We start from the raw sequence: 14,602 nt of genomic DNA, 5'->3' as shown, positions 1-14,602 counted from the left end.
CTATGGTGCTTGCTATTAATTTTATTAACCAACCAAAACCAACGAATTATGAAAATTGAATTTGAAGTTGATAAGTCCGAAGCAATTGTACTCCTTGATGGACTTAAACATTTAATGAGCATTACCAATAGTGCTAACACCATTAAAACATTACATAAAATCATAGTTGAGATACAATGAAGCGTATGGCAGATACTATAAAATAAAAAAGCGCCTTTCGGCGCTTTCTTCAACTAAAAACTAAGCTAATACGGAATAACCATTAAACACGTAACGCTGTAGCTTTTGTAAGGTTTCTAGCTTATCGCTGGTATTAACGAGCAAGGATATGTTATTATTGCTTCCGCCATAAGCAATCATACGTACATTAACATCTTGCAATACTTGGAAGAGTTCTGGCGTATCTGGATGGTAAATAATATTGTTACCAACCAAACAAGCAATACTCATATAATCTTCGACTTCTACTTGGGCAAATTTTTGCAGCTTGGTGACAATCGCATCTAAATTTGTGGTATCATCAATCGTTAAGGATACTGCAATTTCTGAGGTTGTAATCATGTCAATAGCGGTTTCGTAGGTTTCGAAAATCTCAAAAACTTTCTTTAAAAAACCGTGTGCTAATAACATGCGCACCGACTTTATTTTTATCGCTGTAATACCATCTTTGGCAGCAATGGCTTTAATACCATCGCCATGAATTTGGTTGGTAATTAATGTGCCATGTGCATCTGGTGCCATCGTATTCTTTAATCGTAATGGGATATCTAAACTGCGTACAGGCATTACCGTTTGCGGATGTAAAATCTTAGCACCAAAATACGCCAGCTCCGCAGCTTCGTCATAAGACAAATGCGATAAGGCTTTGGTATCGTTTACAAATCGTGGGTCATTGTTATGAAAGCCATCGATATCGGTCCAAATCTGTACCTCATCGGCTTCGATTGCAGCGCCAATGATAGTTGCCGTATAATCGCTACCACCACGTTGCAAGTTGGTAATGTAACCATCGGCATCAAGAGAAATAAAACCTTGCGTAATATAGATGTCTGCCACTGGTTGGCTATTGATAAGTCGTGTTATGTTTTGTTTGATGTAAAAATTATCAGGTTCGTTATTGCGGTCAATACGCATAAAATCTAATGCTGGTAATAAGGCCACATTAAAACCTTCTTGTTGCAAAAACCGGCTAAACATATAAGTGGATAGTAGCTCACCATTTGCTAAAATAGAATTGTATAATTGGGTTGAGTACTCTTTTTGAGTCGCTTCGACTAAATTTTTAAAAATACGATTTACGTAATCACTTACCTCTTGTCTTAGCGTTTTGTCATGCAACAAATCGTAAACCGCAGTATTGTAATTTTCGTTAAGCGTATTGATGCGCGCGATAGCGGCTTCAGTGTGATTTGATTTTATAAACTCTGAGATGTCGACCAAAGCATTTGTGGTACCAGACATTGCTGACAAGACCACTATCTTTCTATCATTGTTATCGATGATGTCTTTAACGTGATTGATATTAACCACCGAACCTACAGATGTACCACCAAATTTATATACTAACATGTTATTTAGATTTTAGAGTGCAAAAATAAGTGGACAGGTTTCTTGATGACGAATATTTTGAAGAAATAGTTTATATTTGCACATATTGTTAATTATATAACAGATGAGAACTATAGCATCTTGTGTCGAAGACATACTGGTAAAGCAACCCTTTTTAGAGGAAGCTTTATTTAGAGAAATCATAAATTTTTCTGCCTTATCAGAAGAATTACAAACGCCTGTAAGCAACATGTTGGGAAAACCTGTGAAAACAGGTGCCATAATGATGGCATTGCGTCGTTATTCGCCACCAGTACATTTGCGTCAATCGCACCAGCTAAAAGCGGTGCTAAAACAATTGGGTGATATTACCGTACGTAGTAATTTGATTGATTATACGTTTCAAAATTCGGACACCTTGATTAAAAGCCATTCTACTGTTATGGAAACTTTAGATACCAAATCTTTCTATGGGTTTTCGCGTGGTATATACGAGAGTAATATTGTGGTTTCGGCTTCTGAAAAACGTATCATTTTAGAAGGTTTTAAAAATGAAAAGATGATTGATTCGCAAGATGAATTGTCGGCAATTAGCATCCGATTACCAAAAAACAATCAGCGGATTTCGGGTTTGTATTATCAAATTTTTAAACGTTTTGCTTGGGAAGGTATTTCGCTTCACGAAGTGATTTCGACCACCAATGAATTTACCGTTTTGGTGGAAAGTCATTTGGTAGATCAAGCATTTTCTGCGATTAAGAATCTGAATGCGGTCTAGACTTCTGTAATACATTTACCAATACAAATACCACTAAAGCTGGTAAAACCCATCCCAAACTATGCTCTGCCATTGGTACAGCTTCGATGATAGGTTGTAGTTTTTCGGCATTCATAAAAAACTTTAAAAAATCTGGTATACTAAATACAAATGTTGTGATGACTACTGCTTTAAAAACCAAACCAGAAGTCCATCGTTCTGGACATACATTTAGGATAATTAATACAATAGTAATCGGATAAATAAACATCAAAGCTGGTAAGGCAATGTCTATAATAAAGCCAACATTATAGCTACCAACAATAACACCAATAACGCTTCCTAAAACGGCAGTTATAATGTATGCCAATTGCGATTCTTTAAATAAGCCTTTAAAATAATCTGCTGTACCTGTAATAATTCCGACTGCTGTTGTAAAACAAGCTAAGGCCACCAAAACACTTAAAAAAGTAGTACCAATACTACCTAAAGTTTGTAAGCTTAAACCAGATAGTAATGCTGTACGGTCAATATCTGCGCTAAAGCTGCTGCCATATAAAGCACCAACAAAAATAAGTCCTGCATAAATGATAAATAATCCACCACCAGCAATAAGGCCAGATTTGATAATGAGTTCTTTTTTATCTTGAAACGTGTTATGACCACGAAGGTTTAATGATATAATTAAAACAGCACCAACCACAACACCGCCAATAGCATCAAAGGTTTGATAGCCTTCTAAAATACCATTAACTAAAGGTGCTTCTGAAATTCCTGAAGCTATACTTGGTACATCTGATGTCATGCCAATACCAATAATAAGCAACAGTATAATGACAATTAATGGTGTTAAGAACTTACCCAGAATACTCAATACTTTTGAGCGATTAAGTACAAAGACCAATACCAAAGCAAAGTAAATCGTGCTGGTTAATAATGTGGGGGTTTCAAAAAAAGGTTGGATAGCCATCTCATGAGTTACCGATGCGGTTCGAGGTGCAGGTAATGCAATGGCGATGATATAAATCAAGACACAATAGACGACACTAAAATCTGGTGATACTTTTTTGCCAAAGTCATAAAGTGTGCCTTGCAATCGTGCATGTGCATAAATCGCCGTAATTGGAATAATTACTGCGGTAATCGCAAAACCAGCAGCTACAATAAACCATTGATCTAGAGCTTTGAATCCTAAAAGTGGTGGCAGAATAAGGTTGCCTGCTCCAAAAAACATTGAGAATAGCGCAAAGCCACTCATCCAAATTTCTTTAGTTCTGTTCATTTTTAGTCGACGCGTTTAAGTTCTAAATCTCCAAAATCGAAACTAAAGTCTGTGATAGAAGTAATGTATTTCATGGTTGCACCAGTCGTTTTTCCGTCTTCATCAAACACAAAATTGACAAACACATCGGCATCAAAACTGCGGTTATTCCACTTGGCTATATATGTGGTTTGATTATATGGTAATAACTCACCTACAAGCTGCGACGAACGTTCACTCTTAATTGTATATGTATTGCCATCATGAGAGATAATAAAATTCCCAAACCAAGCATCGTTATAAGTGCCAACAATTTGATTTGGTTTTGGTAAACTATTGTCTTTTTTAGCAGCTTCAACTTGTGCAAAAATATCTTTCTTTTGTGCTTCAATTCGGTTTAAATAATCCTTTCTGTTTTTACCATAACGCGATAACCAATTTCTATCATTATAACCCAAGTAACTATCTTTAATGGTATTTGTAATGGAATTAAATGCAGAGCCCACCATTTGATTGGTTAATACTACTATTGCCAAATCCAAATCAGGTATCATAGTAAATTGTGTTACTGTACCTAATAATCCACCTGTATGATACACCTGCTTGTGTCCACCTTTTACATCCGTCAAGAACCAACCCAATCCGTAACCTCTAAAGTTACTATTGTATGCATCATTTGCTCTAACACGTAATGGTGTTTGTAGTTGCCACAACTCGTGAAACAAATCTTTATCTAATAATCGTGTACCGTCTTTTGTAACAGCATCATTCATTAAAAATTGTGCCCATGTTAGCATGTCTTTTACATTACTTACTATTCCTCCAGCAGGATTTGCTAAAGGTGACCAATCATGAGGAATTTGTACAACTTCGCCATCTGCCAAAGTGTGTGCATCAATAATATTTGACTTATCCGTAACACGATTGTAAGAGGCTTTACTGTTGACCATTCCGACTGGTTTCATAATCTTGGTTTCAATAAACTCTTCCCAAGACATGCCGCTAACACGTTTTAAAACTTCGCCTGCAATGATGTACATATTATTGTTGTATCTAAATGTACTTCGGAATGAAGATTCTGGTTCTAAATGCTTAACGTTATCAATCACATCGGCTGTTGTAAAATCACTACCTTCAGGAAAAAACATTAAATCTCCTGCACCAAGTGACATGCCACTCCGATGTGTTACCAAATCTCTGACCGTAAAATTTTCAGTCACCCAAGGTTCTGCTAATTGAAATTCTGGGATGTGTTTTCGCACTTTGTCATCCCAATTTAGCTTACCAGCATCAACCATCATCGCCAAAGCAAAACAAGTAAACCCTTTACTATTTGAAGCAACACCAACTTTGGTATCTGCATTCATAGCCTTTTTAGTTGTCAGAGAACGTACCCCATGACCTCGTGAATAGATAATTTGGTTGTCTTTAAGGATACCAACAGAAATACCAGGAACATCAAAAGTCGTTAGAGTTTCTTGAACAAGTTTATCTAGCTTAGCTTCATCAATCTGAGCTGTAGCTGTTAATGAAATAGCGAAAAGGATTAGTAAAAACCAGCGTTTAATTGCCATAAGATATGTTGTGTTTTATATTGAATGATTTCAAATATAGTAAATACTTATTGATGAATTAGTGTGTATCTGTCTACAAGAAATTTATCTTTGTAAACATGTTTGTTACTCATAAAAATAGTCAGGTTTATTACAATACGGTCGGAAAAGGAAACGCAATTGTTTTACTTCATGGTTTTTTAGAAACTTCGGAAATGTGGGAGGCTTTTATACCTCAACTTTCTGAAAATAACCAGGTCATCTGTATCGATTTATTGGGTCATGGCCAAACAGATTCTATTGGATACATACATGGTATGGGAGATATGGCTGATGCTGTATTTTCTGTCTTAAAAGCTTTAAAAATTGAAAAAATAGCATGCATAGGACACTCTATGGGTGGTTATGTGGCTTTGGCTTTGGTTGAAAAATATCCCGAATTGGTCGAGGATTTATGTCTTATGAATTCGACCTTTGAAGCAGATGATAACGAACGAAAAGTTCTTCGTGCTCGCGCTGCTCGATTGGCTGAAACTAATTATGAGAACTTAGTTAGAATGTCTTTTACCAACCTTTTTCCTGCAGAAAGTAAAGTAGAGTTCAAAACGGATTTTGATAAGGCGCTAAAAATAGCATTAAAAACAAGTCGACAAGGATTTATTGCTGGACATAAAGGTATGGCCATAAGACCTAATAGGTTAGCTGTTTTTAAATCTGTAAAAGGAAAAAAAGCAATAGTCATTGGCGAACAAGACTGGATTGTAGACCAAGAATTATTAGAGAAAAAAACAAAATCTACCGATACAGAAATCCTATTACTATCAGGTGGACATATGAGTCATATTGATAATAAATCAGAGTTATCTTACTTTTTAAAACGTTTTAGCGAAAAATAATACTCTTTAGCGTTTTAAATGGTTTTTTTATTTAAGTTAGTTGTCCCAAATCTAATGACTTATGAAAACCTCTACTAACAAACCTATGCCACAAAAACTGTATTGTGATATTTTTGGACATAACTACAAAGTCACAAAAGAAGTGACTCACCATGTCAAAGAATATAAATGCTCTTGCTGTAAAAAAGAATTAACTACAAATAGTAATGGTAAGTTGACAGAACTGACTCCAAAATTTAAAGATATCAATGCGGTTTTGTCCCGTATCTATTCAAACAAATTAGCTCGCATGAGAGCACAACGTCTCAATCCTTCTGCAGCCTAATTATTCCGTTTCGGTTTCATTAAAATTTTTCCAACCTTTTGCTATGATTGGTATCTTCGTATCTCCTCGAGTTACCAAGTGCATACCTCTATCCGCTTCAGTCATATAACCAATTACAGTAAGATTAGGGTTGCCTTTTATTTTAGGGAAATCTTCTTGAGAAATTGTCATTAATAACTCATAATCTTCTCCTCCATTTAACGCTATTGTTGTACTGTCTATATTAAATTCTTCGCAAGTAGAAATAACTTGTGGGTCTAAAGGAATTTTGTTTTCATAAACATCAACACCCACATTACTCTGTTTGCATAAGTGCATGACTTCTGATGATAACCCATCACTAATATCAATCATACTAGTAGGTTTCACTTTCAATTCTTTTAATAAATCAACGATGTCTTTTCGAGCCTCAGGTTTTAATTGTCTTTCAACAATATAAGTGTACATTGATAAATCTGGTTGACTTTGAGGATTGACTTTAAAAACTTCTTTTTCGCGCTCCAAAACTTGTAAACCCATATAAGCACCTCCTAAATCTCCTGTAACCACTAATAAATCATTTGGTTTTGCTCCAGAACGTTTTACAACTTTTTCTGCCTCAACTTCGCCGATGGCTGTAATAGAAATAATCAAACCCGATGTAGATGATGTTGTATCACCACCAATAACATCAACGTTATACATTCGCGAAGCGGTTTCAATACCTGCATATAATTCTTCTAAAGCTTCTAACGGAAAACGATTAGATACCGCAATAGAAACAGTAATCTGGGTTGGTAAAGCATTCATCGCACAAACATCAGATAAGTTGACCATAACAGCTTTGTACCCTAAATGTTTCAACGGTACATAGCTTAAATCAAAATGAACACCTTCAACTAATAAATCTGTTGAAACCACAATTTGCTTTTTCTCTGAACTTAAAATAGCAGCATCATCTCCAATTCCCAAAACTGTAGATTTATGATTTATCTTAAAGTTTTGTGTTAAATGTTCAATTAATTTAAACTCACCTAGTTCGCTCAATGGTGTACGTTGTGGATTCTTATCTTCTATCATGCTGCAAAAATATTATGCTTTTTGCAATTAACACATAATTTATTGGTCTAATTTCAGTTAAGTGTTTAGAGCAATTACTAATTATTAATTAAATTGCAAAAAATACCCAAATGAAAATCACAAAACTTACCCTTGGATTACTACTATGTTTGATGACTCTCTTTACATTGAGTTGTAATGATGAAGAATCTCCTGCATCGCCACCACCTACAAATGGCTCTGGAGTAGATACAGATAATGATGGTATTGATGATGATGTAGATAACTGTCCCAATACACCTAATAATGACCAAGCCGATGCAAATAACGATGGTATAGGTGATGTTTGTGACGAAGATTTAGATGACGATGGTGTTTTAAATGATAACGACAACTGTCCTATTAACGCAAATCCAGACCAACTAGATACTGATAGTGATGGAGAAGGTGACGTCTGTGATTCTGATGATGATAATGATGGCGTTTTAGACGTTGACGATAATTGCCCTTTAATAGCTAATCCAGGACAAGAAGATGCTGACAACGATGGTATTGGTGATGTTTGTGATGACTCAGATAGCCCATTGTTTCCATGTGAAGGCGGAATGGCTGGTCCGTTTCCTTGTGATGGTATTGATGTTATGGGAACTATAGATGTCGCTACACTCGGCGGCAGTACTGCTTCTAACATAGAAGGTAGTGATATTTGGGGTTGGACTGACCCAACCACAAACAAAGAATATGCTTTAGTTGGTCTAACAAATACGACCGCTTTTGTAGATATTACAGATCCAATAAACCCTGTGTTTCTCGGTCGATTAAACTCAAGTGCAGGCACAAATTTTTGGAGAGATGTAAAAGTATATGATAATTATGCTTTTATCGTTGCTGATAACGTAGGTAATCATGGTATGCAAGTTTTTGACCTTACACGATTAAGAAACGTTACTACTCCACAAACTTTTACAGTTGACGCACTTTACAACGGCGTTGGTAGCTGTCATAATATTGTAATTAACGAAAGTGAAGCTGTTGCCTACTTAGTTGGTTGCACATCTACTAATGGTGGTGGTCCAATCTTTGTTGATATTTCAAACCCACTTAATCCGACTTTTTTAGGAGACTATACAGCTGGTGGCTATTCTCACGATGCACAAGTTATTACTTATAATGGCCCTGATCAGGATTATCAAGGTAAAGAAATCTATGTAGGAAGTAACGGAAATACTGATAAAGTTGTGATTTTAGATGTTACAGATAAATCTAATGTTATTCCTATAAGCGAATTCACTTATCCTCAAACTGCATATGCACACCAAGGTTGGTTTACCGAAGATCAACGTTATTTTATATTAGGTGATGAGATTGATGAACGCCAGTTTGGATTCAATACTAAAACTTTGATATTTGATTTTTCTGATTTAGATAACCCAGTTCCATCAGCAAACTATTTTGGCCCGACAGCTGCAATAGATCATAATGGCTATGTTTTGGGTAACGAATACTACTTGTCAAATTATCGTGCAGGTATGCGTATACTAGATATTTCTAATATTGCTTCCCCTACAAATCCAATGACTGAAACTCATTTTATAGATACTTACCTGCCAAATGATGATTCAGAATTTAACGGAGTATGGAGTGTATACCCTTATTTTAGTAGTGGTAATATAGTAATAGGAGATATCGAGCGTGGTCTTATTATTGTCCGAAAGAGTATGTAAAGTCTAAAAAGATGAAAACCCAAAAGTCTTTTTTATATATCCTACTAATTAGCTTCATTACAAGTTGTACTGGTGTTGAAGACTTGAGCAACCCAAGTGCTAATAATGGAAATATTTCTACTGTTTCTACTCTAGGCGGCACCAATAATGATAGTGCGCAATCTGTAGTTGCAACTGCAGATGGCGGTTACGCTATTCTAGGCTTCACACAAAGTAATGATGGTAATATTACTGATAAACAAGATGATAGTTTTGACTATTGGGTTATAAAATTTAGTGCTCAAAACGCTATTGAGTGGCAAAAAACTTATGGTGGATTAGACGACGATAGAGGTCGCGATATCATTCAAACTTTAGATGGCGGCTATGCAATAATTGGCACTAGTGCAAGTGACGATTTTGATGTCACTGAAAACAATGGTTCACAAGACTTTTGGATTGCGAAATTAGATGCCTTTGGCAACATCTCTTGGCAAAAGTCATTTGGTTTTCAAGGTGATGATATGGGACTTTCGGTAATACAAACCTCAGATTCTGGTTATCTGCTGACAGGTGTTTTAGACGTCACATCATCTAATGGACAAGGAAATACAAGAACAAACACAACTAGACATGCTGGTGGCGATTACTGGGCTATTAAACTCAATGTATCAGGTAATATGGAATGGACCAAATTCTTTGGTGGTAATTTCACTGACACAGCAGAAGGTATTATAGAAACTGACAACGGCGATTTTATAATAGCTGGTGGCTCAGATAGTATAGATACTGATATTTCAGGCAATAAAGGAACCTATGACTTTTGGGTGATTCGTATTGACTCAAACGGAATTTTAGTTTGGGAAAAATCGTTTGGTGGTACACAAACAGAAGAGGCTCGAGCCATGGTAAAAGCTACTGATGGTAATATTGTAATCGTAGGAGAAACGAGAAGTAACGACTTAGATGTTTCTGGAAATAATGGTGCTGCTGACTTTTGGTTAATTAAAATTTCTCCAGACGGAAATCTTATTTGGCAAAAAACATTTGGAGGTAGTGGATTTGATGTCGCCAGAGACATAAGCACAACTGAAGATAATGGTTTTCTACTAACAGGAAGTTCCAGAAGTAGTGACGGTGATGTATCAGAGAACAAAGGACAAAATGATGTTTGGGTTGTAAAAATTGATAGCAATGCAAATATTCAGTGGGAAGCTTCTGCAGGTGGAAGCAATATTGACTTTGCTTACGGCGTTACTGAATTAAATGACCTATCTGTTGTAGCCGTCGGAGACACTACAAGCGATGATTTAGATATTATAGAAAATAGAGGCTTTACAGACCTCATGATATTGAAAATAAATTAAAACTATGAAAAAGATTTTTGCCCTTTTAATCTTAGCATCTTTATGTTTCTATTCTTGTAGTGATGATGACGCTCCAGGAGAAACAAATGTAAATGCAACTTTTAACTTTAGCCATAATTGGGATGGCACTCCTGTAACGAGCTCAGATTTTAATACCTTTCAGTATACCAACGAAAATGGAGAAACGATTAGTATCGAACGGCTTCGGTATTTAATTTCTGATGTCACTTTTACGAATTCAGATAACGAAGTCATAGAACTAGATGTCTATAACTTAATAAATCTTACAAACGACACTAATCTAAGTTTTGACTTAGGCTCTCAAATACCAACAGGAGATTACAGAAATGTCTCTTTTACTTTTGGTTTTGATAATGAAGACAATAGCGAAAATTATATAGATTTAAATTCTGCATCATTTAATGTGCCTGATATGTTAGGTGGCGGTTACCACTACATGCAATTCGATGGGGAATATTTAGACGCAAACAACAATCAGCTAGGCTTTAACTATCATGCAATTAGAGCTGTAGATAATCCAGGAGCTGACCCTACTTTTCCACAGGATACTTTTTTTACAGTTAATCTTGGTGCAGTCGCTATCGGCGATAATACAACTTTTAATATTGAAATGAACATTGCTGAATGGTTTAAAGGTCCAAACACTTGGGACTTAAATCAGTTGAATACTTTTCTTATGCCAAATTCTGCAGCTCAAATATTAATGTCTGAAAATGGTCGTAATGTTTTTAGCCTAGAATCTGTCTCACAATAAATTTGAAAAAAACCATCTACATATTAGTTATTAGTATAATTTTTAGCTCTTGTTCAAATAATGATAATGATGGTTACACACCTGTTGCATTAGATTTAGAAATTCCTGAGATATTTTCCAACAATATCATTCCTCCAGTAATTCCGGTAGATAATCCTCAAACCGTTGAAGGTGTCGCTTTAGGAAAACGCTTGTTTTTTGATAGAATTTTATCTAGTGATCAATCTATAGCTTGTGCAAGTTGCCACAGTCCACAAAATGCATTTACTGACGAAAGAATCGTGAGTGCTGGAGTCAACGGTACATTAGGAAACCGAAACTCAATGCCGCTTTTTAATTTGGCCTGGAATTACAACGAACGTTTTTCTTGGGATGGTAAAGAATTAAGCCTTGAAAGACAAGCCTTAGAACCAGTAGAAAATCCTATAGAAATGCATAGTGATTGGGGTGATGTTGTTGATAGATTGTCAAATCATCCTGAATACCCAGAATTATTTAGACGTGCTTTTAATACCGAAGACATAACAAAAGAGTTAACTACAAAGGCTATTGCTCAGTTTGAAAGAACATTGATTTCAGCAAATTCTAAATTTGACAGATATTCTCTTAATCAAGCAACTTTAACACCTCAAGAGCTAAATGGTTTAGATGTTTTTCTGAGGGAAGATAAAGGCGACTGTTTTCATTGTCATGGTAACCCTAATAATCCACTATGGACAGATAATGACTTTCATAACAACGGTCTTGATGCTACATTTACGGATTTAGGTTTGGGTGCTGTCACTGGTGACCCAAATGATAATGGAAAATTTAGGTCGCCATCACTTCGAAATTTAGCATTTACAGCACCATATATGCACGATGGTCGTTTTGCAACTATAAATGAAGTTATTGATTTCTACAGCGAAGGCTTACAAAATTCAGCAACTATCGATCCATTAATGAAAAATATAGATCAAGGCGGTGTACAACTTTCATCACAAGACAAAGCAGATTTAAAGGCATTTTTACTAACACTTTCTGACCCTTCTTTTATAAATAATCCTTCATTTCAGAATTAAAATTCAAGGTCATAATCCATAAAATTTATGTATTTCATCGAAAAAATACGTGTTTCAACTTATTTTACTGTGTAGTTTTTTATATTGGTAATTCCCCAAATAGAAAATATGAAACCTACTAACACTGATAATATATCATGTATTATTTTTGGTCATAACTTTTACAAACCCCAAGAAGGTGAAAGTGATACTGACCATTTAAAATGTAAAAATTGTAACTCTTCTACTATAATAGATAAGCATGGAAACTTTAATACAAGTGGTGCCGACAAAACATTCGAAAGTACGCTTCGTGCTCTATTTTTATTAAAAAGAAAAATCGCTTAATTTCTAAAATACTTTTAATAAGCATTCGCTTAGCTTGTTTGCATTTTAGTATAGCTAAATACTATCAAATCATATCTTAATATAATGTTAGCAAATGTTGTAAGACTGCAGCTATATCGTATCTTTGCACTCTATTTAGAGAAAATCTATATAAGGATATGATAAAAGTTTCTGACACAGCAAAGCAAAAAGTCGTGCAATTAATGCAAGAAGACGGCTTTGATGCTTCTACAGATTACATAAGAGTTGGCGTAAAAAGTGGTGGTTGTTCTGGCTTATCTTACGATTTAAAATTTGATAAAAGTCAAGACGAAAGTGATAAAGTTTTTGAAGACAATGGTGTAAAAATCATTGTAGACAAAAAAAGCTTTTTATACCTCATCGGCACAACTCTAGAATATTCCGGAGGACTTAACGGAACCGGTTTTGTGTTTAATAATCCTAATGCCAACAGAACTTGTGGTTGTGGTGAATCATTTTCATTGTAACCTTTTATAAAACTTCCAATAAGGAAGACTTTAAAAAAAACATTATGTCAAAATATACTGAAGACGATTTAAGAGAAGAATTAAAAACCAAAGAATACGAATATGGTTTTTATACAGATATCGATTCTGAAACTTTCCCTGTTGGTCTTAACGAAGATATAGTTAGAGCAATTTCTAAAAAGAAAGAAGAGCCAGAATGGATGACCGAATGGCGTCTTGAAGCTTTTAAAGTTTGGAAAGAAATGATTGAGCCAGAATGGGCCAATGTAAATTACGAAAAGCCAGACTTTAAATCTATCTCATACTACTCTGCACCAAACAGCAAACCTAAATACGATAGCCTAGACGAAGTTGATCCAGAACTTTTAGCCACTTTTAAAAAACTCGGCATCTCAATTGACGAGCAAAAAAAACTAGCTAATGTAGCAATGGACGTTGTTGTCGATTCAGTTTCTGTTGCAACAACATTCAAAAAAACACTTGCTGAAAAAGGAATTATCTTTATGAGTATTTCCGAGGCTATTAAAGAATATCCAGAATTAGTAAAAAAACACATAGGTACTGTAGTTCCTACAAAAGATAATTTCTATGCTGCTTTAAATTCTGCTGTTTTTTCTGATGGTAGTTTTTGCTATATACCAAAAGGTGTGCGTTGCCCAATGGAATTATCTACGTATTTCCGAATTAATCAAGCCGGTACAGGTCAATTCGAAAGAACCTTAGTTATTGCTGACGAAGGTAGTTATGTCTCGTACTTAGAAGGCTGTACAGCACCTAGTCGTGATGAAAACCAATTACATGCTGCCGTTGTAGAGCTTATTGCTCTTGATGATGCCGAAATAAAATACAGTACCGTGCAAAACTGGTATCCAGGAAATGCAGAAGGAAAAGGTGGTGTTTTTAACTTTGTAACTAAGCGTGGACTTTGCGAAAAAAACGCAAAAATATCATGGACACAAGTAGAAACAGGTAGCGCAGTAACATGGAAATATCCGTCTTGTGTATTAAAAGGAGACAACTCTATAGGTGAATTTTATTCGATAGCAGTAACCAACAATTACCAGCAAGCAGATACAGGAACAAAAATGATTCACTTGGGTAAAAATACCAAGTCGACTATAATCTCAAAAGGAATTTCTGCTGGTAAATCTCAAAACTCTTATCGTGGATTGGTACAAATTAGCTCTCGTGCAGAAAATGCTCGTAACTTCTCACAATGTGATAGTTTATTAATGGGTAACGAATGTGGGGCTCATACATTCCCGTACATCGAAGCAAAAAACAAGTCAGCACAAATAGAACATGAAGCAACAACAAGTAAAATTGGTGAAGACCAAATTTTTTATTGTAATCAACGAGGCATCGATACTGAAAAGGCCATTGCACTTATTGTTAACGGATTTAGTAAAGAGGTATTGAACAAATTACCAATGGAATTTGCTGTTGAGGCTCAAAAATTATTGGAAATTTCTTTAGAAGGTTCTGTTGGATAAAACATTTATA

15 protein-coding genes are annotated in these 14,602 nt (G+C 35.4%); 11 read left to right on the top strand and 4 right to left on the bottom strand.

Annotated elements, in window-relative coordinates:
• The first annotated feature begins 48 nt into the window (after positions 1–48).
• Positions 49–180, top strand: coding sequence for a hypothetical protein (locus BTO05_RS14225; protein ID WP_262508166.1), 132 nt, complete (start codon positions 49–51; stop codon positions 178–180).
• 60 nt (positions 181–240) lie between these two features.
• Here the strand turns inward: BTO05_RS14225 and BTO05_RS09380 are convergent, their stop codons facing one another.
• Positions 241–1,569 carry an aspartate kinase gene (locus tag BTO05_RS09380; RefSeq protein WP_087492417.1) on the bottom strand — a complete coding sequence of 443 codons (1,329 nt, stop codon included), beginning with the start codon at positions 1,567–1,569 and terminating at the stop codon, positions 241–243.
• Positions 1,570–1,672: 103 nt separating this feature from the next.
• Here BTO05_RS09380 and BTO05_RS09375 point away from each other — a divergent pair, with 103 nt between their 5' ends.
• Positions 1,673–2,326 (top strand): hypothetical protein, encoded by a 654-nt coding sequence (locus BTO05_RS09375; protein WP_087492416.1) that lies wholly within the window; start codon positions 1,673–1,675, stop codon positions 2,324–2,326.
• Here the strand turns inward: BTO05_RS09375 and brnQ are convergent.
• On the bottom strand, positions 2,304–3,587 hold the full coding sequence (gene brnQ / locus BTO05_RS09370) for a branched-chain amino acid transport system II carrier protein (protein ID WP_087492415.1): 1,284 nt from the start codon (positions 3,585–3,587) through the stop codon (positions 2,304–2,306). The two genes, BTO05_RS09375 and brnQ, sit on opposite strands and share 23 nt — an antisense overlap.
• Positions 3,588–3,589: 2 nt before the next feature.
• Positions 3,590–5,140 (bottom strand): serine hydrolase, encoded by a 1,551-nt coding sequence (locus BTO05_RS09365; protein ID WP_087492414.1) that lies wholly within the window; start codon positions 5,138–5,140, stop codon positions 3,590–3,592.
• A gap of 98 nt (positions 5,141–5,238) precedes the next feature.
• Here BTO05_RS09365 and BTO05_RS09360 point away from each other — a divergent pair, with 98 nt between their 5' ends.
• Positions 5,239–6,015: an alpha/beta fold hydrolase gene (locus BTO05_RS09360; protein WP_087492413.1), complete on the top strand. Its 777-nt coding sequence runs from the start codon at positions 5,239–5,241 to the stop codon at positions 6,013–6,015.
• A 61-nt stretch (positions 6,016–6,076) separates the two neighbouring features.
• Positions 6,077–6,340 (top strand): hypothetical protein, encoded by a 264-nt coding sequence (locus tag BTO05_RS09355; RefSeq protein ID WP_087492412.1) that lies wholly within the window; start codon positions 6,077–6,079, stop codon positions 6,338–6,340.
• On the opposite strand, the gene thiL is transcribed toward BTO05_RS09355, so the two are convergent.
• Entirely contained in the window at positions 6,341–7,399 is a 1,059-nt protein-coding gene (thiL, locus tag BTO05_RS09350) for a thiamine-phosphate kinase (RefSeq protein ID WP_087492411.1), read from the bottom strand.
• Between the two features lie 110 nt (positions 7,400–7,509).
• On the opposite strand from thiL, the gene BTO05_RS09345 reads away from it, so the two are divergent.
• From BTO05_RS09345 to sufB, 7 genes are all read left to right on the top strand, one after another.
• A complete protein-coding gene (locus BTO05_RS09345) occupies positions 7,510–9,102 on the top strand; it encodes a choice-of-anchor B family protein (protein WP_198295222.1) in 1,593 nt (530 codons plus the stop codon).
• An 11-nt stretch (positions 9,103–9,113) separates the two neighbouring features.
• Positions 9,114–10,448, top strand: coding sequence for a hypothetical protein (locus BTO05_RS09340; RefSeq protein ID WP_087492410.1), 1,335 nt, complete (start codon positions 9,114–9,116; stop codon positions 10,446–10,448).
• 4 nt (positions 10,449–10,452) lie between these two features.
• A complete protein-coding gene (locus tag BTO05_RS09335; protein ID WP_198295221.1) occupies positions 10,453–11,223 on the top strand; it encodes an MbnP family protein in 771 nt (256 codons plus the stop codon).
• 2 nt (positions 11,224–11,225) lie between these two features.
• A complete protein-coding gene (locus BTO05_RS09330; RefSeq protein ID WP_087492409.1) occupies positions 11,226–12,284 on the top strand; it encodes a cytochrome-c peroxidase in 1,059 nt (352 codons plus the stop codon).
• Between the two features lie 108 nt (positions 12,285–12,392).
• Entirely contained in the window at positions 12,393–12,611 is a 219-nt protein-coding gene (locus BTO05_RS09325; RefSeq protein ID WP_087492408.1) for a hypothetical protein, read from the top strand.
• Positions 12,612–12,769: 158 nt separating this feature from the next.
• Entirely contained in the window at positions 12,770–13,099 is a 330-nt protein-coding gene (locus BTO05_RS09320) for a HesB/IscA family protein (RefSeq protein ID WP_087492407.1), read from the top strand.
• A 44-nt stretch (positions 13,100–13,143) separates the two neighbouring features.
• Positions 13,144–14,592: a Fe-S cluster assembly protein SufB gene (gene sufB / locus BTO05_RS09315; protein ID WP_087492406.1), complete on the top strand. Its 1,449-nt coding sequence runs from the start codon at positions 13,144–13,146 to the stop codon at positions 14,590–14,592.
• Positions 14,593–14,602: the final 10 nt, after the last annotated feature.

The organism is Winogradskyella sp. PC-19 (genome assembly GCF_002163855.1).
GTDB lineage: Bacteria > Bacteroidota > Bacteroidia > Flavobacteriales > Flavobacteriaceae > Winogradskyella.
Note: the sequence above shows the minus strand (reverse complement) of the source record. Positions and strands in the feature narration are given on the sequence as shown.

Bases quoted from the DNA above. Each gene is read 5' to 3' on its own strand.
- BTO05_RS09355 (WP_087492412.1), top strand. From the start codon at position 6,077: ATGAAAACCTCTACTAACAAACCTATGCCACAAAAACTGTATTGTGAT.
- sufB (WP_087492406.1), top strand. From the start codon at position 13,144: ATGTCAAAATATACTGAAGACGATTTAAGAGAAGAATTAAAAACCAAA.
- BTO05_RS09335 (WP_198295221.1), top strand. From the start codon at position 10,453: ATGAAAAAGATTTTTGCCCTTTTAATCTTAGCATCTTTATGTTTCTAT.
- BTO05_RS09380 (WP_087492417.1), bottom strand. From the start codon at position 1,569: ATGTTAGTATATAAATTTGGTGGTACATCTGTAGGTTCGGTGGTTAAT.
- BTO05_RS09325 (WP_087492408.1), top strand. From the start codon at position 12,393: ATGAAACCTACTAACACTGATAATATATCATGTATTATTTTTGGTCAT.
- BTO05_RS09345 (WP_198295222.1), top strand. From the start codon at position 7,510: ATGAAAATCACAAAACTTACCCTTGGATTACTACTATGTTTGATGACT.
- BTO05_RS09375 (WP_087492416.1), top strand. From the start codon at position 1,673: ATGAGAACTATAGCATCTTGTGTCGAAGACATACTGGTAAAGCAACCC.
- BTO05_RS09360 (WP_087492413.1), top strand. From the start codon at position 5,239: ATGTTTGTTACTCATAAAAATAGTCAGGTTTATTACAATACGGTCGGA.
- thiL (WP_087492411.1), bottom strand. From the start codon at position 7,399: ATGATAGAAGATAAGAATCCACAACGTACACCATTGAGCGAACTAGGT.
- BTO05_RS14225 (WP_262508166.1), top strand. From the start codon at position 49: ATGAAAATTGAATTTGAAGTTGATAAGTCCGAAGCAATTGTACTCCTT.
- brnQ (WP_087492415.1), bottom strand. From the start codon at position 3,587: ATGAACAGAACTAAAGAAATTTGGATGAGTGGCTTTGCGCTATTCTCA.
- BTO05_RS09365 (WP_087492414.1), bottom strand. From the start codon at position 5,140: ATGGCAATTAAACGCTGGTTTTTACTAATCCTTTTCGCTATTTCATTA.
- BTO05_RS09320 (WP_087492407.1), top strand. From the start codon at position 12,770: ATGATAAAAGTTTCTGACACAGCAAAGCAAAAAGTCGTGCAATTAATG.
- BTO05_RS09340 (WP_087492410.1), top strand. From the start codon at position 9,114: ATGAAAACCCAAAAGTCTTTTTTATATATCCTACTAATTAGCTTCATT.